The organism is Actinomycetospora chibensis (assembly GCF_028737215.1).
In the GTDB taxonomy this organism is placed as follows: Bacteria; Actinomycetota; Actinomycetes; order Mycobacteriales; family Pseudonocardiaceae; genus Actinomycetospora; species Actinomycetospora chibensis.
In genome coordinates this window covers 176,776-194,927 of record NZ_JAQZAM010000014.1, presented here as the reverse complement: position 1 = coordinate 194,927, position 18,152 = coordinate 176,776, and the positions used below count along the sequence as shown (strand labels likewise).

Sequence of the window (18,152 nt, the reverse complement as noted above, 5' to 3'; positions counted from 1 at the left end):
CGGTGACGGCCGCCGGCGGAGCACCAGGATCCGGACCCATGGGCGTCCGGGTCGATGAGCAGGCGACGCACACCGCGGTGCTCGTCGTCGTCCCCGCGGCCGAGCCCGTCGTCGGGACGCTGCGCGACGAGCTGGACCCGTCGGCACGCCAGGGCGTGCCCGCGCACGTGACCGTCCTGTTCCCGTTCGTGCCCGCCCGGGCCGTCGACGACGGGACGGTCGCGACGCTGCGCCGCGCGGTGCGGGACGTGGCGCCGTTCTCGTTCCGCCTCGACGCCGTCGGCTGGTTCGGCGACGACTACGTGTGGCTCGCCCCGAATCCGCCGGAGCCGTTCGCGGAGCTCACCGAGCGCACCGCCCGCGCCTTTCCCGACCATCCGCCGTACGAGGGCGAGCACGAGCCGGTGCCGCACCTGACGGTCGGCTACCGGCGCCACTCCTCGCTCGCGGCGCTGCGTGCTGCCGCGGAGCAGCTCGCACCGAGCCTCCCGATCACGGCCGAGGTCGACCGCGTCCACCTGCTCGCGGGGTCGTTCGACGTCGGGTCCTGGCACGTCGTGGCCGAGGCGCCGCTGCTCGGCGACGCCTCCGTCACCCCGACACGGACGCGGTGACGAGGTAGTAGCCGATCGCGCCGAAGAGGCGGCCGGTGCGGTGGAGCTCGTCGACGGTCGAGGTCCAGCGCTGCCCGGCGTCGGCGTCGATCACGCCGGCCCGTGCGGCGGCCGGGCCGAGGCCGCCGAAGTACTGCGCCCCGAGGTCGGGGGAGAAGACGACCATGCGGCTGGTGAGCCCGACGTCCTCGAGACCCAGGTCCTCGAGCTTCCCGCGCAGGTCACGCACAAGGCGGGGATTGACGACGGACGTGTCGGCCTCGTGCGCGAGCACGGCGCGGACCAGCGCGGCGTCCGGCACGTTGACGGTGTTCGTGTCGAAGTCTGGCGCGATGACCGCGATCCGGCCGCCGGGCCGGGTCACGCGGACCATCTCGGCGAGCGCGCGGTCCGGGTCGTCCAGGTAGATCAGGACCCGTTCGATCCGCGTGACGTCGAAGGCGTCGTCCGGGAAGGGCAGGTGCTGGGCGTCGCCCGTGGTGAGGTCGACGTGCAGCCCCTGGGCCTCGGCGCGGCGGACGGCCTCGGCGATGAAGTCGGCGGAGACGTCGACCCCGGAGACGGCCCCGCCGGGCTGCACGAGCGCCGCCAGCCGGAGCGTCTCGAGCCCGAACCCGCAGCCGACGTCGAGCACCCGGCGGCCCGGCCCGACCGCGGTGCGCTCGATGGCCAGCGCCTTGAGCTCGCGGAGCAACGGCAGGCGGTCGAAGGCCTCGAGCGCGGCGACGTAGGTGGACTCCGCGGAGTGGTCGATGTCGGTGAAGTCGTGCAGGGAGATGGCCGGTGTCCCGGATGCGGGCGTCTGCTGGGCGGCCACGGTGCCTCCGGGTGCTCGGTGCTCGGCGGTACGTGATCGTCGCCCATCGACGGCGGGAGCGGAACCGGCTCGCCCGTCCGTCGCCGTACCGTGAGGGCGTGCCCACCCGCGTCGTGCTCGCGACCGTCGCGGCGTGTGCGCTCGGAGCGGGCGTCGCGGCGGCGATGCTCCTGGCCGGCGGGTCGCTGGTCCTCGTCGTGGTCCTCGTCGTGGCCCAGGTCGCGCTGCTGGTCGCGGTGCGGGACGGGGCGCGGCGCCCGCGGCAGTTCGTCCTGGCGTGGTCGGCGGAGGCGGGGCTCACGCACGCCGTCGCCGGGAACCCGACCGTGGTCTCGGCGCTGGTCTACCTGACGGTCGGTCTGGTGTTCGCCCTGGCGGCCGTCGCGTTCCTCGCGTTCTTCCGGCCCGGGACCGAGGAGGAGCCGCACGTCGACACCGCGCCGCTGCCGGTGGTCGACGGCGACTGATCCCCGGTAATCGACTCCGCAGTGATCGACGGCGCGATACGGACACTGGACGTCTGTGACGGCACTTCGCTGACATTCGTCAGTGGCAGCCGCCCGCGGTCGCGGCGGTGTCGTACTCGTCGTGGCGGCGCCACCAGACGTAGGGGTCGCCCTGCGGGGTGCCGGGCGGGGACTCCTCCCACGCCTCCTGGCGCCCGAAGGGCGTGATGTCGAGGAACGACCAGACGCTGCCCAGCTTCTCGGTGCCCCGGCCGTCGATCATGTAGGTCCGGTAGACGTCGTCGCCGTCGCGCAGGAAGACGTCGAGCGCGAACGAGCTGTCGTGGCCGAGGTCGTCGAAGAGCTTGCTGTTCGCCGCCGAGTAGAACGGCACGCTCCAGCCCATCCGCTCGCGGTAGGGCAACGTCTCGGCGAGCGGGCCGGAGCTGATCACCACGCGCGTGACGTCGCGGGCGTTGAGGTGGGCGGTGTGGCCGAACTGGTCGACGAACAGCGAGCAGCCCTCGCAGGGGCTCTCGGGGTCGGTCCACATGAACTTGTAGGCGATGAGCTGGCGGCGCCCCTCGAACACGTCGACGAGGCGGACGGGCCCGTCGACGCCGTCGAGGAGGTGGTCCCCGAGCTTCTCCATCGGCATGCGGCGTCGCGCGGCGGCCAGCGCGTCCTGCGCGCGGGTGGCCTCCTTCTCGCGCACGAGCATCTCCTCGCGGGCCTTCTGCCACTCGGCGGACGTGACAACGGGTCGCGAGGTGAGGTCCATGACGGCGATCCTAAATCTGTACTGCACAGTCCTGTCAAGCGATGATTCCGACCGATGTCGGGGTGCCTCGCTACGGTCGGCGGCGTGGACGAGGACGGTGGGGAGACCGACGAGGCCTGGGCCTGGACGAGGTGCTGCTGGCGTTGCGGCGCGACCTGGTCGCCGCGCGGGGCCGTCGCGACGAGGGCTACGGGCTCGGGGTGCGCGAGGTCGAGATCGAGCTCGCGGTCGAGGTGCACCGGCGGCGGGACACGCAGGGCTCGGTCGGGGCCAAGTGGTTCGTGCTCTCGGGGGAGGTGTCCGGCGGGGGCGAGCGGGAGCGCACCGACACCCACCGCATCCGCCTCACACTCGGCCCGGTGGCCGACGAGGGCGAGGCCGAGGAGGACACCGGCACGGACGCGTCGATCAGCGTCGTCGGCCCGGCCATCGCGGGCACGCTCCCGGAGGGCGACGAGTCGGATCAGCGTGGCCAGGATCAGCGTGGCCAGGATCAGCGCCGCCCGGGCCGTCCCGTGCGGTAGTGCCCCGGGTCGGTGAGCAGGAGCTCGCGACGCGTGCCGTGGTCGGGCCTGATGCGGTGCGCCAACCGACCGCCGTGCAGGGCGACGAGGCCCTCCTGCAACGGCTCGTGGTGCGTCGACGCCGTCGCGTCCACCAGGGCCTCGCCGACGACGTCGGGACGGCCGTCGCGGCGGCGGCGCGGTCGACGGCCTCGACCACCCACAGGTGCTCGGGAAGGGCCGCGAGGCGGTAGAGGTCGGCCAGCGCCGGGTCGACGCCGCGCGCCCACAGGCCCTCGAGGTACTCGTCGCTGCGCACGACGTAGGTGCGGAAGGCCAGCTCGCCCGCCGCGGCGGCGCGGGCCACGGGCTCGTCGTCCTCGGCGCCGCGGAGATAGCCCGCGAACCACAGCCGTCCGGCCGCCTCGGCACGCTCCGCCGTCACGTAGATCGCGGGCAGCAGCGGGAGGATCGCGGTCCGCCAGGGGCGGTGGGCGTCCTCGGGCTCCGCGAAGGGGTCGTCGACCTCGAGGTAGCGCCCGCGCGCGTCGTCGTGCCGCCACAGCGTCACCCGACGGTCGTCGCCGGGGGCGCGCCGATAGGCGACGACCACCCAGGCGTGGCTCGACGAGATCACCAGCGGCGGGAGCTGGCTGTTGACGTACCGGCACAGCACCGCGCGCCCGGACGCAGCTCCGAGAGGTCGGCGGGGACGTCGTCGGTGGACAGGTGCCAGCGGTGGCACACCGAGGGGTGACGGCGGAACAGGCGGCCGTGGAACGCGCCGTGCTCGCTGCGCCAGTCCGGGTCGAGGTAGCGCTGCTCGACGACGACGCTGCGCACCCCGTGCCCGCGGGCGATCTCCACGATGCGCTCGAGCGGGCGGCTGCCCGCGCCGCCGGCGTAGAACTCGACGAGCTCGTCCCACGTGCCGGGCACGGTGACGTCGTAGACCGCGCCCGCGGAGTCGTCCGGCGACCAGGCGAGGAACGGCCAGGTCATCGCCCGTCCAGGTCAGTGCAGGCGGACGCCCTCGGTGTCGATCTCGGCGCGGAGCTCGGCGTCGCGCACGCGATCGAGATCGGCGCGGTAGCGGCGCTGGAGCGCGGGATCGTCGAGGTGCAGACGCTCGGCCAGGTCGCTCGCCGGCTCGCCGGGCTCGACGATGCGTTGCCGCGCGGGGCGGGCTGGTGCGTCGGCCATGGGAGCCTCCGGTTCTCGCCGTCGGGACCCACGATACCGGGGGACGTCAGCGACGGGCCGGGATCGGACACGGCGTCACGGTGGACGCGGCCCCCGACAGACCGGTCTCAGCTCCCGAGCGCGGCGTCGAGGGTGATCGTGGTGCCGGCGAGCGCCTTGGAGACCGGGCAGGTCTTCTCGGCGGTCTCGGCGAGCTCGCGGAACTTCGCCTCGTCGAGTCCGTCGACGTCGGCGCGCAGCGTGATCGCGATCCCGCTGATCTCGAAGCCGCCGCCCTTGGCCGGCGACAGGGTGACCTCGGCGCTCACGTCGATCGCGTTCGCCGTGAGGCCCTCGCCGCCGAGCACGCCGGAGAGGTTCATCGCCAGGCACGAGGAGTGTGCGGCGGCGATCAGCTCCTCGGGGCTGGTCTGCCCGTTGGGGTCCTCGGCGCGGGTGGGGAACGAGACGGTGAACTGGCCGGCGTTGGACGAGTCGAGGCTCACCTGACCCGTGCCGTCCTGGAGGCCGCCCTCCCAGTGCGTGGTCGCGTCGCGGCTCGGCATCGTCGTCTCCCGGGGTCGGAGGAATGGCCTGTCGGTCGGCCCGGCCCGGCGGACGCCGGGCCGAGCCAAGGTGGGCTAGCGGCCGACGCGCTTGCGTCCGGTCACCCTGTTGTAGATCACCAGCAGGATGATCGCGAAGATGACCGATCCGATCCAGCCCACCGGGTTCGACAGCGTGAAGCGCCCGCTGAACAGGGAGAAGATCAGCCCGCCGACGACCGAGCCGAGGATGCCCAGGCCGATCGTCATGAAGATGCCGATGTTGTCCTTGCCGGGGACCAGGGCGCGGGCGATGAAGCCGACGATCAGTCCGAAGACGATCCAGCCGAGGATGGTGAGGATCATGGGTCCTGCTCCGTTCCGGGATTCGTGACGTTCAGCCGCCACGTTCCCCCGGATCCTCCTCCTGAACCAGTCCCCACGCCCGTTCCGGAGAGCTTCACCCCCCGGCCACGGCCCCCAGGGCCCTGACCTCGGGACCCTCGGAGAACCCGGCGCCGGGGGTCATCTCGACGAGATCGAAGACACGCATCGACGAGGCGCGCCCGGCCGAGCACGTGAGGGGCGTCGGCGAGGCGACCCAGCGCTCGCGCACGACCACCGAGACCGGACCGCGGCCGGACCCGCCGTCGAGCGTCACCTCGACGACGCCCGGCTCCCGCGTCTCGGTGCCGAGCACGCGCAGGGCGTCCACGCGGGCCTCACCGAACGCCAGGCGCGCGTGGTGCTGGGCGGCCTGGGCGGGCGGGGAGAATCCGGAGCGTCCGCGCACCCAGACGGTGTCGACCTCGCCGGCGGCGTAGCGCTCGACGACGGAGACCGCCTCGGTGGCGGGCACCCGGCCGAGCACGAGGCCGTGGGGGAGCAGGACGACGTTGGCGGCGAACCGGTCGCCGCCGGTGTGCGTGGTCTCCCAGGTGCGGTCCGGGTACGTCGCGGCGAGCTCGGCGGCCACCGGGCGGCCCCGCATCGCGCAGCACGCGTCGTGGCGTCCGTGGGCGCAGACGAGGTAGACGGGCTCGGACGACGCGACGGTCGCGGCCTCGACGTCGGCCAGCGCGGCGGGCAGTTCGAGCGGCGAGGCGACCCGCCCCCAGCGCACCGTCTCCGCGCCGGGCGTGGTGTCGACGAGGGCGAAGCGCCCCCGGTCGGCCATCGGCTCCCCGCGGCTGCGGGAGCGGCGGATGAGCTGGAACCGCGCCCCGCGGGCCCGGCAGAACGCGTCGATGGCGTCGAGGACGTCGTCGGGGTAGCCGGCGCCGCCGAGGGCGTCGCGCCCCCACGGTCCGGGGTGCTCGACGAGCAGCCAGCACCGCGCGGGCGGCGCGGTCGCGACGAAGGGGTCGTCGCGATCGCGGGCCGCCTCCGAGCACCGGAAGCCCGCAGATGCGTCCGGGGCATCGGTCTCCGGTGAGGTCATCTCTCCGTCATACCCGGCCCGGGCCGCGGTGGACACCCGGCGTGTGTCACGCCGGGCGCAGCACGCCCTCGCGCAGGAGCCGGCGGACGATCACGGCGCCGTCGTCCGGGTCGACACCGGGCAGCTCGCCGGCGGTGACGGGGTGCCCGTCGAGCAGGCGCTCGCAGGCCGCACGCGTGCCGGCGGGCAGCGTCACGGTGCGGTCGGCGAGCTCGAGCAGGACGGCGCCGTCCTCGCCGGTGCGCAGCCGGTGGTGCAGGCCCCGGCGGCAGCGGACGGCGGTCGACGCGTCCGCCGAGGTCGACGCCGCGGCCTGCGCGAGCGGGGCGACGGCCTCGGGGCGGTTGCCCGTCCACGCGCGCCGGCGCAGCCGCCGGGCGACGCGCGCGGCGCGGCCCGGGTCCGGCGCGGCGAGGGTCTCGGCGAGGCGCGCGGCCACGGCCTCGACGTGCGGGGCGAGCGCCTCGGGATCGGCGGCGTCGATGCCCAGCGGCAGCGAGCCGCGCAGCGTCGGGTCGTCGGTGAGCGCGTTCACGATCGCGTCCACCACGGCCCAGCGGGTGAGCACGTGGACGCCGATGGTCAGGTGCGCGCTGACCTCGCCCTGGGCGGTGGCCGAGTGCAGGTAGCCGCGCGGGAGGTAGAGCACGTCGCCGGGCTCGAGGACCTCGTCGATCAGGGGGTCCTCGGTGGCGCGGGCGGCGACGGCGCCCGCGCGGTCGTTCCAGGGCTGCGAGCGCAGCGGGTCCGCGTGCACGGGGGCGTGCACGTGCCAGCGTTTCGTGCCCGCCACCTGGAGGACGAAGACGTCGTGCACGTCGTAGTGGGCGGAGAAGCCCTGCGACGACGCGGGCGTGATGTAGGCGTTGGTCTGCGCGGGGTGCCCGAGCTCGGCCCCGAGCTCGGTGACGAGGTCCGCCACGGGGGCCCAGGTCCGGTGCACGCCCTGCAGCACGACGGTGTGCCCGTCGGCGAACAGCGCGGCGACACGGTCGTCCTGCACCTGGTCGGACACCTCGGCGCCGACGCCGCCCTCGCCGGTGAAGTGGCGCGAGTCGACCACGGTGCCCTGCTTGGCGATCCGCAGGAACGGGGTCCGCAGCCCGCGCCGCGACAGCAGCTCGTCGACGGCGGCCAGGTCGAACAGGTCGCCGAACGCCTCGGGCTGCTCGCCCTCGGCGTGCTTCGCCAGGTCCGCGGCGCGCGAGAGCCGGGCCTCGCGGCCCCAGGCCGCGCCGGCGAAGTCGTCGAGGTCGCCGGCCACGAGACGCCGCAGCGCCGGGCGATCGTGGGACCGCCCGGCGTCGGCGTCGGGGCCGCGATCCGACGAGGGATCGGGCGTGGAGGTCATCGAGGCTCAGGCCCCGCCGTCGGCACCGCCGTCGGAGCCGCCGCCGCGGGCGCCACCGTCGGAGGGGCCGTGGCCCGCGGCACCGTCGGCGCCGCCGTCGGCCGAGTTGCCGAACGCGCCGCCGTCGGACGGGCCGTGGGCGCTGCCGTCAGCGCCACCGTCGGCCCCGCCGTCGGCCCCACCGTCGGCCCCGCCGTCGGCGCCACCGTCGGCCCCACCGTCGGCCCCGCCGTCCGCGCCGCGACCGGCCGCGCCACCGTCGGCCGGGCCGTGGCCCGCACCGCCGTCGGCGCCGCCGTCCGCCCCGCCGTCGCCGCCGTTGCCGGCCGCGCCGCCGTCCGCCGGGCCGTGCCCGCTGGTGGTCATGTCGTCGTCGTTCACGTCGCACTCCTGGAGTCGAGTCGTTCGGTGACCCGGGCGGCTCCGCGTGGTGTGCGGCCCGCCGCCACCGGGTCGGAGGGTTCGGCGCATCCTGCCGCCGATGCCGCCAGCGGTACCCGGCGAGAGGTGATCTCACGCGCGGGACCACCCGGCGGCGTGGTGTCCCCGGCGGGCCGCTGGCAGGCTCCCAGGTCATGACCCCGGAGGGAACCGTCGGCACGCTCGTGCTGCTGCGTCACGGCCAGAGCGACTGGAACGAGAAGAACCTGTTCACCGGCTGGGTGGACGTCCCGCTGTCGCCGAAGGGCGAGCAGGAGGCGCGCCGGGGCGGCGAACTGCTCGCGGACGCCGGCCTGCTGCCCGACGTCCTGCACACGTCGCTGCTGCGCCGCGCCATCAACACCGCGAACCTCGCCCTCGACGTCGCCGACCGCGCCTGGATCCCGGTCCGCCGCGACTGGCGGCTGAACGAGCGGCACTACGGCGCCCTCCAGGGCAAGGACAAGAAGCAGACGATGGAGGAGTACGGCGAGGAGCAGTTCCAGATCTGGCGCCGCTCGTACGACACCCCGCCGCCCCCGATCGACCCCGACGACCCGTACGCGCAGACCGGCGACCCGCGCTACGCCGACCTCGGCGACGCGATGCCGCGCACCGAGTGCCTCAAGGACGTCCTCGAGCGGCTGCTGCCGTACTGGACCGAGGCGGTCGTCCCGGACCTGCGCGCCGGGCACACCGTGCTCGTCGCCGCGCACGGCAACTCGCTGCGCGCCGTGGTCAAGCACCTCGACGGCGTCGACGACGAGACCATCGCCGGGCTGAACATCCCCACGGGCATCCCGCTGCGCTACGACCTCGCCGAGGCGGACGACGGGGACCTCACGCCCACCAACCCGGGCGGCACGTACCTCGACCCCGACGCCGCGAAGGACGCGATCGCCGCGGTGGCGAACCAGGGCCGCTGACGCCGAGGGGGCTTTCGGGGGGGTGCTCGGGGGGGCGGAGCCCCCGAGGGTGGGTGAACAACGCCTGAACCGCAGGCCAACCCTGACTCCTTCGAACGTCGGACAGCTCACGCGGGAGGCACGCGGAGGCCCCGAACGGCCCTACCATCGGGAAACGTGGCCGTCCCCGTGCTGGTGACCGTCGTCGTGGCCCTCCTCGCCGCGGCGCTCGGAGCCGTCGCCGGGGCCGCCGCCGTGCGTCGGAAGACCGAGGCCGGCCGGGAGCGCTCGCGGGGGCCGACGGTGGCCGAGCTCCTGGCCCGGCTGGTCCGCCGCTCGCAGTCGGGCATCGCCGTCGTCAACCGCTTCGGCGACGTCGTGCTCTCCAACGAGCGCGCCGAGGCCCTCGGAGCCGTCGTCGACGCCCGCCCGGACCCGCGCCTGGCCGCCGCCGCCGAGCGCGTCGCCGCGGGCGGCGAGCCCTGCGAGGTCGACCTCTCGCCCCGGTCGTTCCCGCCGGGCTCGACCCCGCAGACGATCGTCGCCCAGGTCCGGTCGCTCGGGGACGGATTCGTCGTCGTCGACGCCACCGACACCTCCGCGGCCGTGCGCCTGGAGGCGGTGCGCCGCGACTTCGTCGCCAACGTCGGCCATGAGCTCAAGACGCCGGTCGGGGCCCTCGCGGTGCTGGCCGAGGCCGTGCTCGACGCCGACGATCCGGACGAGGTCGCCCACTTCGCGACGCGCATCCTCAACGAGTCCCACCGCCTCGGCGCACTCGTCACCGAGCTCATCTCGCTCTCCCGGCTGCAGGGCGCCGACCGGCTGCCCGAGCTGGTGCGCGTCGACGTCGACGAGGTGCTCACCGAAGCCCTGCACCGCGTGCGGGTGCCGGCCGAGGCCGCCAGCGCCGCGGGTGGCGAGGACGGCGCCGTCGACCCGCGCGGGCGGTTCCTGCTCGACGCGCCGAGCGGGCTCGAGGTGGCCGGCGACCGCACGTTGCTCGTGACCGCGCTCGCGAACCTGCTGGAGAACGCCGTCGCCTACTCGCCGGAGGGCACGCCGGTCTCGGTGCGCAGGCGCCGTCAGGGCGACCGCGTCGAGATCTCGGTGACCGACCGCGGCATCGGGATCGCCCCCGAGCACCAGCAGCGCGTTTTCGAGCGCTTCTTCCGCGTCGACCCCGCCCGCTCCCGCGCGACCGGCGGCACCGGGCTGGGCCTCGCGATCGTCAAGCACGTCGCCGCCAACCACGGCGGCGAGGTCCGGCTCTGGAGCCAGACCGGCGTGGGCTCCACGTTCACGCTCCGGGTGCCCGCCGCCACCGCGGAGGACGCCGACACGGTGGCGGACGGCCTCGACGCCGACCTCGCCCTCACACCGGCGGGATCCGGACCGGACCCGGCCCCGTCCCTGCCCGGAGGTTCGCCATGACCCGCGTGCTCATCGTCGAGGACGAGGAGTCGTTCGCCGACCCGCTCGCCTACCTCCTGCGCAAGGAGGGATTCGAGACCTCGGTGGCCGGCACGGGGGCCGCCGCACTCGACGACTTCGAACGCCACGGCGCCGACATCGTCCTGCTCGACCTCATGCTCCCGGGCATGAGCGGCACGGACGTCTGCAAGGCGCTGCGCCAGCGCTCCTCGGTCCCGGTGATCATGGTGACCGCGCGGGACGCCGAGATCGACAAGGTGGTCGGCCTGGAGCTCGGCGCCGACGACTACGTCACCAAGCCCTACTCGGCGCGCGAGCTCATCGCCCGCGTCCGGGCCGTCCTGCGCCGCGGTCAGGACGCCGACGGCGAGGGCGCCGTGCCCGGCGGCTCGGAGCGCCAGGTCCTGGAGGCCGGCCCGATCCGGATGGACGTCGACCGCCACGTGGTCACCGTCGACGGCCCGGGCGGGAGCACCGAGGTGCCGCTGCCGCTCAAGGAGTTCGACCTGCTCGAGTACCTCATGCGCAACGTCGGCCGGGTGCTCACGCGCGCCCAGCTCATCGACCGCGTCTGGGGCGCCGACTACGTGGGCGACACCAAGACCCTCGACGTCCACGTCAAGCGACTGCGCGCGAAGCTCGAGCCGGAGCCCGCCGCGCCGCGGCACCTCGTCACCGTGCGAGGGCTGGGCTACAAGCTCGACGCCTGACCATCGCGGCTGTTCGGGCCCCCGCTAGACTCGCCGCCGTGCGACTCGGTGTGCTCGACGTCGGCTCGAACACCGTCCATCTCCTGGTGGTCGATGCCCAACGAGGCGGGCACCCGACGCCGACCCACTCCACCAAGACCGCCCTGCGGCTGGCCGAGCACGTCCGCGACGGACGGCTCGAGGACGAGGGCGCGGACGCACTCGTCACCTCCGTCGCCGACGCCCGCCGCCAGGCGATCGAGCTGGGCTGCGAGGACCTGCTGGCGTTCGCCACGTCCGCGGTGCGCGACGCGTCGAACTCGAACGCCGTGCTGGAGCGGGTCCGCACCGAGGCCGGGGTCGACCTGCACGTGCTCTCCGGGCCCGACGAGGCGTCGCTGACGTTCCTCGCCGTCCGTCGCTGGCTGGGCTGGTCCGCGGGTCACCTCCTGGTGCTCGACATCGGTGGCGGCTCGCTGGAGATGGCGGTCGGGCGTGACGAGGCCCCGGTGCACGCGATCTCCGTGCCGCTGGGCGCGGGCCGGCTCACCCGCGACTGGTTCACGACGGACCCCCCGCAGCGCCGCGAGCTCAAGTCGATCACCGAGTACGCCCACGAGGTGCTCGCCCCGGCCGCCACCACGCTGCTCGGCGAGGGCACGCCGGACCGCGCCGTGGTCACCTCCAAGACCTTCCGCTCGCTCGCCCGTCTCACCGGCGCAGCCCCGCGCAGCGCTGGGCCCCGGGTGCGCCGGCGGCTGTCCGCGGCGGGTCTGCGCCAGGTCGTGGCGTTCATCTCACGCATGAGCTCCGCGGACCTCGCCGAGCTCGAGGGCGTCAGCGCCAGCCGCTCGCACCAGCTCGTCGCCGGCGCGATCGTGGCGCACGAGGCCATGACCGCGCTGGGCCTCGAAGAGGTCGAAGTGTGCCCCTGGGCACTCCGCGAGGGGATCATCCTGGGGCGTCTCGACCAGGTGCAGCCGGGCGGTGGGGTGCTGTCGGTCGGCGGGCCTCTCGCGACTGGACGACCGACCCTCCACGAGGCACGGTAGGTCGCGTGAACAGGGACGACGGGCCCCGTCCGGGCACCCAGCGCAGCGTGGCCGAGCTCCTGGCCGCCTACAGCGCGGAGTCCCAGCAGCCCCGGCGTCGCCGCACCAGCGAGCCCGAGGGCGACGGCGCCCCCGGTCCCGCGCCTGAGGCGCCCGGGGCCTACTCCGGTGGCTACGACACCGGCGGCTACGACCCGGGCGGCTACGACACCGGCGGGTACCGGTCCGCCGGGCACCAGACCGGGCAGTACGACGGTCAGCAGTACGGCGCGGGCCAGTACGGGGCCGCCCCGTACGGCGGCAACCAGTACGACGGCAACCAGTACGACGGCCAGTACGACGGCAACCAGTACGCCGGCCAGTACGACACCGGCCAGTACGACACCGGCCAGTACCGGACCGGGCAGTACGACACCGGTCAGTACGACACCGGCCAGTACGACGGCGGGCGCTACGACTCCGGTGGCTATGACCTCGGCGGATACGACGCCCCCGCTCCCGGCCACGACCCCCGCACCCACGGCCTCGCCCCGGGCGCCCACCACCAGCCCCGACGCGACCCGTGGGCGGCCGGGCCGCCCGGGCCTCCGCCGGGACCCCCACCCGGCCCGCAACCTGGCCCACCGCCCGGCCCGCCCCCGGCCCGCCCCGCTGCGCCGACGACCGGCACCCAGGCCTTCGCGGGCCCGCCGGCCGGCCCGCCGATGACGAGCCAGCCGACGAGCGCCCAGCCCTCGCCACCCACGGCGGCCCAGCCCACGCGAGGGATGCCGGCGGGATCCGTCGGGGTCCCCGCCGCCCGGGTCGGCGACGGTGGCCCCGCGACGGCGGCCTCGCCCCTCGCCCCGCCCCCGGGCGCGCCCCCGCAGCGCGGCGCCGGCCCCGCCGAGGACCGGGGCGGGCCGGCGACCGCGGCGTCGCCGATGGCCCGCCCGGACCTCGACGACGACGAGCTGGACGACGAGTACGACGACCGCTTCGAGGACCGCGTCGACGACCGGTCCGATGTCGACCCGGACGACGCCCCCGCCGGGCTCGGCCGTGCCCCGCAGCGCACCCGTCTCGACGACAGGGACGACGAGAACGACGAGTACGACGAGTACGACGACGAGCCCGAGGAGCGCCCCAGCTCGGTCAAGGACTGGGCGGTGATGATCGTCCAGCTCGTGCTCGGCGCGCTGCTCGGCGCCGTGCTCTGGACGGTCTTCTCCTACCTCTGGCAGGAGCAGCCGGTCGTCGCGCTCGTGCTCGCCGCCGCCGCGACCACCGGGCTGGTGTTCGGCGTGCGGGCCCTGCGACGTTCCGACGACCTGCAGACCACGGTGCTCGCCGTCGTCGTGGGACTCGTGGTGACCGTGTCCCCGGCTGCGATCGTGCTGCTGAGCCGCTGATCCGTGGCGTCCCACCCCTCCCCCCACGGGGGCCCGCCGGTCGCGCTGTCGACCGCCTCGGTGTTTCCGGAGCCCATGGACTCGGCCTTCGAGGTCGCCGCCGAGCTCGGCTACGACGGTGTCGAGCTCATGGTCTGGACCGACCCCGACAGCCAGCGGCTCGCCGCGGTGTCCCGGGCCTCCGAGCGCACGGGCATGCCCGTGCTCGCGGTGCACGCCCCCTGCCTCGCGATCACCCAGCGGGTCTGGACCCCCGACCCGGCCGAGCGCCTGCGTCGCAGCGCCGTGCTCGCGGCGAGCCTCGGGGCGCCGACGGTCGTGCTGCACCCGCCCTTCCGCTGGCAGCGCCGCTACGCGCTGGGGCTGCCCCGTCAGATCGACGAGCTCGAGCGCGCCCACGGCGTGCGCATCGCGATGGAGAACATGTTCCCGCTGCGGCGCGGCCCGCTGCGGTGGTCGAGCTACACGCCCGGGCACGACCCGACGAAGCCCGGCGCGCGCAACTACACGCTCGACCTCTCGCACACCGCGACCGCCGGGGACGAGGCGCTCGCCCTCCTCGACCGCATGGGGGAGCGGCTCGTGCACCTGCACCTCGCGGACGGCACGGGCATCGAGCGCGACGAGCACCTGGTGCCCGGGCGCGGCTCCCAGCCGTGCGCCGAGGTGTGCCGCCGGCTCGGCTCCTCGGGGTTCGACGGCACGGTCGTCGTGGAGATCAGCACCCGGCGTGCCCGCTCGCGCAACGAGCGCCTCGACATGCTGGCCGAGTCGCTGCTGTTCGCGCGGCTGCACCTGGGCACCGACCTGCCGCGCTCGCGCGTCTGACGTCGCGGGAGGATCGGGCCGTGGAGACGGTCGCGGTCCTGGGTGGCGGGAAGATCGGCGAGGCGCTGCTGGGCGGGCTGGTGGCCGCGGGCCGCGCCCCCGGTGAGCTGCTGGTCGTCGAGGCGGTGGCGACGCGCGCCGCGGAGCTCGGCGAGCGGTACGGGATCGGTGCGGTCGATGCCGCGGAGGCCGCGCGGCGCGCCGACGTGCTGGTGGTGGCCGTGAAGCCCGGCGACGTCCCGGCCGCGCTGGACCAGGTGCACGACGTCCTCGCCGGGCGCCGCCCGGACGGCGACCGCCCCACGGTCGTGTCCCTGGCCGCGGGCATCCCGACGGCGAGCCTGGAGGCGCGGCTCCCGGCGGACACCGCCGTGGTGCGGGTCATGCCGAACACGCCGATGCTCGTCGGCCGGGCCATGTGCGTGCTCTCGCCGGGCGCGGCCGCGGGGGAGGTCGAGCTCGCGCTCACCGAGGGCCTGCTCGCCGCCGTGGGCCGCACGGTCCGCGTGCCCGAGTCCCAGCAGGACCTCGCGACGGCGCTGTCGGGCTCCGGGCCCGCGTACGTCTTCCTGCTCGCCGAGGCGATGATCGACGCCGGCGTGGCCCTCGGCATGCCGCGCGCGACGGCGACGGAGCTCGTCACCGCCACCGTCGAGGGCGCCGGGGGCCTGCTGACGACCCCGGGCAGCGACGGCCGCGAGGGTGTCGCGCCGCATCCGGGACTGTTGCGCGAGGCCGTCACCTCACCGGGGGGCACCACCGCGGCCGCGCTCGGCACGCTCGAGGCCGAGGGCCTGCGCACCGCCCTCGCCCGCGCCGTCGCCGCTGCTCGCGACCGTTCCGTCGCCCTCGGGCGTCAGGACGGCTGAGCGCGCCGGGCGGTGCGGGGGTCCCGTTCGTCGTGACGGGATCGTTCTCCGGCGCGTCGGCGTGGACGCTTGACGCGCCTCGGTGCGCGGCTGCCGCACGGTCGGGTGGTCACGAACCAGACGTCACACGCGTCCCGCTACTCTCACGCGCACGGCACGGCGTGTCGAACCGCCGGGAGGGGAAGCCCGGCGGCACGGCCGGTGCCACGGGAAGGCGTGTGACCCATGCCCCAGAACAACGCGGGCCCCGGCCCGCGACGGACCGACGGCGACAACCTGGCGAGGGTGCAGTTCCTGACCGTCGCCGAGGTGGCGGCGGCCATGAGGGTGTCGAAGATGACCGTGTACCGGCTGGTGCACAACGGAGAGCTGCCCGCGGTCCGCGTGGGCCGCAGCTTCCGTGTGCCGGAGGACGCGGTCCACGAGTACCTGCGGGGCTCGTACTTCGACGCCGGCTGACGCCCACCCTCCACCCACCGGCCGCCACGGCGGCGGCCGGTACGGTGGTGTGTCCGCGACCCGTCGGTCGCGTCCTGCTCACGAGAGGTACTCCATTGGGTTCGGTCATCAAGAAGCGTCGTAAGCGGATGTCGAAGAAGAAGCACCGTAAGCTGCTGCGCAAGACCCGCGTGCAGCGTCGCAAGCTCGGCAAGTAGGTCCGTCCGGCCCGCGAGGGGCCCGACGCCGACCGCACGATCCCAGGAGATGCCCAGCTGATGCCCGAGGCGCCGTCCGTCGTCCTCGTCACCGGGGTGAGCCGCTTCCTCGGCGGCCACCTGGCGGCGCGTCTGGCGGCCGACCCGTCGATCGAACGCGTCCTCGGCGTGGACACCACGCCGCCGTCGCGGGAGATGCGGCGACGGATGGGGCGCGCGGAGTTCGTGCGCGTCGACATCCGGAACCCGCTGATCGGCAAGGTCATCTCCACCGCGAAGGTCGACACCGTCGTCCACGCGTCCCTGTCGGGCAATCCCGGTCAGTCCGGGGGGCGCTCGATGATGATGGAGATGAACGTCATCGGGACGATGCAGCTGCTCGCGGCCTGCCAGCGTTCCGACACGGTCCGGCGGCTGGTCGTGAAGTCGACCAGCGCGGTGTACGGCGCGAGCAAGCGTGACCCGGCGACGTTCACCGAGACCACCGAGCCGAAGGCGATCCCGCCGGGGGGCTACGCGAAGGACGCGGTCGAGATCGAGGGCTACGTCCGCAGCTTCTCGCGACGCCGGCCGGACATCCCGGTGACGACGCTGCGGTTCGTCAACCTCATCGGCCCGCGGATCGACACGTCGTTCGTCCGGTACTTCTCGCTGCCGGTGGTCCCGGTCGTGCTGGGTTACGACGCCCGCGTGCAGCTGCTGCACGAGGAGGACGCGGTCGCGGTGCTCGAGCGCGCCGCGGCGCAGGACCTGCCCGGGGTGTTCAACGTCGGGGGCGCCGGCGTGCTCATGCTCTCGCAGGCGATCCGCCGCGCGGGCCGGTTCCCGTTGCCGATCCCGCAGCCCGCGGTGCCGCTGGTCGGGCGGTTCACCCGGCGTGCCCGGCTGGTCGACTTCTCGCCCGAGCAGATGCGCCTGCTGAACTTCGGTCGCGTGGTGGACACCACGAAGCTGCGCACGGAGTTCGGGTTCACGCCACGCTGGACGACGGTGCAGGCGTTCGACGACTTCGTGGCCGGGCGCGGGCTGCGCCCGTGGATCGATCCGTCGAGGCTCGGGCAGGCCCAGGACGCGGCGGTCGCCGTCGCGCGTGCCCTGCCCACCGGCTCGTGACCCCGTACCACCACACCCTGTCCGACCACGAGCGTCCGCGAGGAGACGTCATGCCCGAGGCCCGCGTCATCCCGTTGCGCCAGGACGGAGGTCGTCCTCGACCCCGTCCCGCGCCGCGGCGGGCGAGCCGACCCGGGATCGGATCCCTCACCGAGCGCACGGCGGCCGCACGCGGGGTGGACGGCGACGGCGGGCACTCCGAGGAGGCCATGGACGCCGTCGCGCCCACCACCGGCGGCGAGCTGGCCGCGCTGCCGGCCCCGAAGGGACCGACGGAGCTCGAGGCGCGGGTGGCCGCGGTCGGCGAGTTCCTGCAGCGCCGGCTGACGGGCCGCTACGCGGTCGACGACTTCGGGTTCGACCGCGACCTGACCGAGAACGTGGTCATGCCGCTGCTGCGCCCCCTCTACGACACGTGGTTCCGCGTGGAGACCATCGGCACCGAGAACGTGCCGACCTCCGGCGGCGCGCTGCTCGTGGCCAACCACTCGGGCACGTTGCCCCTCGACGCGCTCATGACGACCGTCGCGACGCACGACGACCTGCCCGTGCCGCGCTACCTGCGCATGCTGGCCGCCGACCTCGTCTTCGGCCTGCCGGGCGTCGGCGCCGCGGCCCGCAAGGCCGGGCACACGCTCGCCTGCAATGCCGACGCCGAGGCCCTCCTGTCGGCCGGCGAGCTCGTCGGCGTGTGGCCCGAGGGGTTCAAGGGCATCGGCAAGGACTTCGCCGACCGGTACAAGCTGCAGCGCTTCGGGCGCGGCGGCTTCGTCTCGGCCGCGCTGCGCACCGGCGTCCCGATCATCCCGTGCTCGATCGTCGGGGCCGAGGAGATCTACCCGAAGATCGCCGACCTCGGCCCGATCGCGCGCCTGCTCGGCGTCCCCTACTTCCCGATCACGCCGACCTGGCCGCTGCTGGGCCCGCTGGGCCTCGTGCCGCTGCCGTCGAAGTGGTACATCGAGTTCGGCGAGCCGATCCCCACGGACTCCTACGACCCGAGCGCGGCCGACGACCCGATGCTGGTGTTCAACCTGACCGACCAGGTCCGCGAGAACATCCAGCAGACGCTCTACCGCCTGCTCGCGGGTCGCCGGAACGCGTTCCTGGGCTGA

The 18,152-nt window shown here is 74.8% G+C and carries 24 protein-coding genes; 14 read left to right on the top strand and 10 right to left on the bottom strand.

Going from position 1 to position 18,152, the window contains the following annotated elements; all coding sequences use genetic code 11:
- The first annotated feature begins 38 nt into the window (after positions 1 to 38).
- Positions 39 to 614: a 2'-5' RNA ligase family protein gene (locus tag PH189_RS21890; protein ID WP_274190934.1), complete on the top strand. Its 576-nt coding sequence runs from the start codon at positions 39 to 41 to the stop codon at positions 612 to 614.
- Here PH189_RS21890 and PH189_RS21885 read toward each other — a convergent pair.
- Positions 592 to 1,431, bottom strand: coding sequence for a methyltransferase domain-containing protein (locus tag PH189_RS21885; RefSeq protein WP_274190933.1), 840 nt, complete (start codon positions 1,429 to 1,431; stop codon positions 592 to 594). The genes PH189_RS21890 and PH189_RS21885 overlap by 23 nt on opposite strands.
- Positions 1,432 to 1,529: 98 nt before the next feature.
- Here PH189_RS21885 and PH189_RS21880 point away from each other — a divergent pair, with 98 nt between their 5' ends.
- A complete protein-coding gene (locus tag PH189_RS21880) occupies positions 1,530 to 1,898 on the top strand; it encodes a hypothetical protein (protein ID WP_274190932.1) in 369 nt (122 codons plus the stop codon).
- A 79-nt stretch (positions 1,899 to 1,977) separates the two neighbouring features.
- Here PH189_RS21880 and PH189_RS21875 read toward each other — a convergent pair whose 3' ends face one another.
- Positions 1,978 to 2,658: a DUF899 domain-containing protein gene (locus tag PH189_RS21875; RefSeq protein ID WP_274190931.1), complete on the bottom strand. Its 681-nt coding sequence runs from the start codon at positions 2,656 to 2,658 to the stop codon at positions 1,978 to 1,980.
- 131 nt (positions 2,659 to 2,789) lie between these two features.
- On the opposite strand from PH189_RS21875, the gene PH189_RS21870 reads away from it, so the two are divergent.
- Positions 2,790 to 3,182, top strand: coding sequence for a trypco2 family protein (locus tag PH189_RS21870; protein ID WP_274190930.1), 393 nt, complete (start codon positions 2,790 to 2,792; stop codon positions 3,180 to 3,182).
- Here the strand turns inward: PH189_RS21870 and PH189_RS21865 are convergent.
- The 8 genes from PH189_RS21865 to PH189_RS21830 all read right to left on the bottom strand — a co-directional run bounded on the left by PH189_RS21865 (position 3,067) and on the right by PH189_RS21830 (position 8,061).
- Positions 3,067 to 3,837, bottom strand: coding sequence for a hypothetical protein (locus PH189_RS21865; RefSeq protein ID WP_274190929.1), 771 nt, complete (start codon positions 3,835 to 3,837; stop codon positions 3,067 to 3,069). The genes PH189_RS21870 and PH189_RS21865 overlap by 116 nt on opposite strands.
- Positions 3,795 to 4,163 (bottom strand): hypothetical protein, encoded by a 369-nt coding sequence (locus PH189_RS21860; RefSeq protein WP_274190928.1) that lies wholly within the window; start codon positions 4,161 to 4,163, stop codon positions 3,795 to 3,797. The genes PH189_RS21865 and PH189_RS21860 overlap by 43 nt, the downstream gene beginning before the upstream one ends.
- 12 nt (positions 4,164 to 4,175) lie before the next feature.
- A complete protein-coding gene (locus PH189_RS21855) occupies positions 4,176 to 4,364 on the bottom strand; it encodes a hypothetical protein (RefSeq protein ID WP_274190927.1) in 189 nt (62 codons plus the stop codon).
- Positions 4,365 to 4,471: 107 nt separating this feature from the next.
- Positions 4,472 to 4,909 carry an OsmC family peroxiredoxin gene (locus PH189_RS21850; RefSeq protein ID WP_274190926.1) on the bottom strand — a complete coding sequence of 146 codons (438 nt, stop codon included), beginning with the start codon at positions 4,907 to 4,909 and terminating at the stop codon, positions 4,472 to 4,474.
- 75 nt (positions 4,910 to 4,984) lie between these two features.
- Complete coding sequence (locus tag PH189_RS21845) at positions 4,985 to 5,254, bottom strand: GlsB/YeaQ/YmgE family stress response membrane protein (RefSeq protein WP_274190925.1); 270 nt, start codon at positions 5,252 to 5,254, stop codon at positions 4,985 to 4,987.
- Between the two features lie 94 nt (positions 5,255 to 5,348).
- On the bottom strand, positions 5,349 to 6,329 hold the full coding sequence (locus PH189_RS21840) for a sucrase ferredoxin (RefSeq protein ID WP_274190924.1): 981 nt from the start codon (positions 6,327 to 6,329) through the stop codon (positions 5,349 to 5,351).
- 46 nt (positions 6,330 to 6,375) lie between these two features.
- Positions 6,376 to 7,680: a cupin domain-containing protein gene (locus tag PH189_RS21835; RefSeq protein ID WP_274190923.1), complete on the bottom strand. Its 1,305-nt coding sequence runs from the start codon at positions 7,678 to 7,680 to the stop codon at positions 6,376 to 6,378.
- Between the two features lie 6 nt (positions 7,681 to 7,686).
- Positions 7,687 to 8,061 (bottom strand): hypothetical protein, encoded by a 375-nt coding sequence (locus PH189_RS21830; protein ID WP_274190922.1) that lies wholly within the window; start codon positions 8,059 to 8,061, stop codon positions 7,687 to 7,689.
- Between the two features lie 194 nt (positions 8,062 to 8,255).
- Between PH189_RS21830 and PH189_RS21825 the strand changes: the two genes are divergently transcribed.
- The 11 genes from PH189_RS21825 to PH189_RS21775 all read left to right on the top strand — a co-directional run bounded on the left by PH189_RS21825 (position 8,256) and on the right by PH189_RS21775 (position 18,152).
- Positions 8,256 to 9,026: a phosphoglyceromutase gene (locus PH189_RS21825; protein ID WP_274190921.1), complete on the top strand. Its 771-nt coding sequence runs from the start codon at positions 8,256 to 8,258 to the stop codon at positions 9,024 to 9,026.
- Positions 9,027 to 9,200: 174 nt separating this feature from the next.
- A complete protein-coding gene (locus PH189_RS21820; protein WP_378014986.1) occupies positions 9,201 to 10,439 on the top strand; it encodes a sensor histidine kinase in 1,239 nt (412 codons plus the stop codon).
- Entirely contained in the window at positions 10,436 to 11,149 is a 714-nt protein-coding gene (locus PH189_RS21815; protein ID WP_274190920.1) for a response regulator transcription factor, read from the top strand. Before PH189_RS21820 ends, PH189_RS21815 begins: the two co-directional genes overlap by 4 nt.
- 38 nt (positions 11,150 to 11,187) lie before the next feature.
- Positions 11,188 to 12,180, top strand: coding sequence for a Ppx/GppA phosphatase family protein (locus tag PH189_RS21810; protein WP_274190919.1), 993 nt, complete (start codon positions 11,188 to 11,190; stop codon positions 12,178 to 12,180).
- Between the two features lie 5 nt (positions 12,181 to 12,185).
- Entirely contained in the window at positions 12,186 to 13,571 is a 1,386-nt protein-coding gene (locus tag PH189_RS21805; RefSeq protein ID WP_274190918.1) for a hypothetical protein, read from the top strand.
- Between the two features lie 75 nt (positions 13,572 to 13,646).
- A complete protein-coding gene (locus PH189_RS21800; protein WP_274190917.1) occupies positions 13,647 to 14,399 on the top strand; it encodes a sugar phosphate isomerase/epimerase family protein in 753 nt (250 codons plus the stop codon).
- 20 nt (positions 14,400 to 14,419) lie between these two features.
- Positions 14,420 to 15,268, top strand: coding sequence for a pyrroline-5-carboxylate reductase (proC, locus tag PH189_RS21795; RefSeq protein ID WP_274190916.1), 849 nt, complete (start codon positions 14,420 to 14,422; stop codon positions 15,266 to 15,268).
- A 225-nt stretch (positions 15,269 to 15,493) separates the two neighbouring features.
- The gene (locus PH189_RS21790; RefSeq protein ID WP_274190915.1) at positions 15,494 to 15,727 is read left to right on the top strand and encodes a helix-turn-helix domain-containing protein; all 234 of its coding nucleotides are present in this window, start codon (positions 15,494 to 15,496) and stop codon (positions 15,725 to 15,727) included.
- Between the two features lie 95 nt (positions 15,728 to 15,822).
- Positions 15,823 to 15,924: a 30S ribosomal protein bS22 gene (locus tag PH189_RS21785; protein WP_010241351.1), complete on the top strand. Its 102-nt coding sequence runs from the start codon at positions 15,823 to 15,825 to the stop codon at positions 15,922 to 15,924.
- 60 nt (positions 15,925 to 15,984) lie between these two features.
- On the top strand, positions 15,985 to 17,037 hold the full coding sequence (locus tag PH189_RS21780; RefSeq protein WP_274190914.1) for an NAD-dependent epimerase/dehydratase family protein: 1,053 nt from the start codon (positions 15,985 to 15,987) through the stop codon (positions 17,035 to 17,037).
- A gap of 50 nt (positions 17,038 to 17,087) precedes the next feature.
- Positions 17,088 to 18,152 carry a lysophospholipid acyltransferase family protein gene (locus tag PH189_RS21775; RefSeq protein WP_274190913.1) on the top strand — a complete coding sequence of 355 codons (1,065 nt, stop codon included), beginning with the start codon at positions 17,088 to 17,090 and terminating at the stop codon, positions 18,150 to 18,152.

Excerpts from the sequence above, each read along its gene's own strand:
- PH189_RS21775 (WP_274190913.1), top strand. The coding sequence starts at position 17,088 with ATGCCCGAGGCCCGCGTCATCCCGTTGCGCCAGGACGGAGGTCGTCCT.
- PH189_RS21835 (WP_274190923.1), bottom strand. The coding sequence starts at position 7,680 with ATGACCTCCACGCCCGATCCCTCGTCGGATCGCGGCCCCGACGCCGAC.
- PH189_RS21800 (WP_274190917.1), top strand. The coding sequence starts at position 13,647 with ATGGACTCGGCCTTCGAGGTCGCCGCCGAGCTCGGCTACGACGGTGTC.
- PH189_RS21840 (WP_274190924.1), bottom strand. The coding sequence starts at position 6,329 with ATGACCTCACCGGAGACCGATGCCCCGGACGCATCTGCGGGCTTCCGG.
- PH189_RS21845 (WP_274190925.1), bottom strand. The coding sequence starts at position 5,254 with ATGATCCTCACCATCCTCGGCTGGATCGTCTTCGGACTGATCGTCGGC.
- PH189_RS21890 (WP_274190934.1), top strand. The coding sequence starts at position 39 with ATGGGCGTCCGGGTCGATGAGCAGGCGACGCACACCGCGGTGCTCGTC.
- PH189_RS21875 (WP_274190931.1), bottom strand. The coding sequence starts at position 2,658 with ATGGACCTCACCTCGCGACCCGTTGTCACGTCCGCCGAGTGGCAGAAG.
- PH189_RS21825 (WP_274190921.1), top strand. The coding sequence starts at position 8,256 with ATGACCCCGGAGGGAACCGTCGGCACGCTCGTGCTGCTGCGTCACGGC.
- PH189_RS21790 (WP_274190915.1), top strand. The coding sequence starts at position 15,494 with ATGCCCCAGAACAACGCGGGCCCCGGCCCGCGACGGACCGACGGCGAC.
- PH189_RS21850 (WP_274190926.1), bottom strand. The coding sequence starts at position 4,909 with ATGCCGAGCCGCGACGCGACCACGCACTGGGAGGGCGGCCTCCAGGAC.
- PH189_RS21860 (WP_274190928.1), bottom strand. The coding sequence starts at position 4,163 with ATGACCTGGCCGTTCCTCGCCTGGTCGCCGGACGACTCCGCGGGCGCG.
- PH189_RS21815 (WP_274190920.1), top strand. The coding sequence starts at position 10,436 with ATGACCCGCGTGCTCATCGTCGAGGACGAGGAGTCGTTCGCCGACCCG.
- PH189_RS21780 (WP_274190914.1), top strand. The coding sequence starts at position 15,985 with ATGCCCGAGGCGCCGTCCGTCGTCCTCGTCACCGGGGTGAGCCGCTTC.
- PH189_RS21855 (WP_274190927.1), bottom strand. The coding sequence starts at position 4,364 with ATGGCCGACGCACCAGCCCGCCCCGCGCGGCAACGCATCGTCGAGCCC.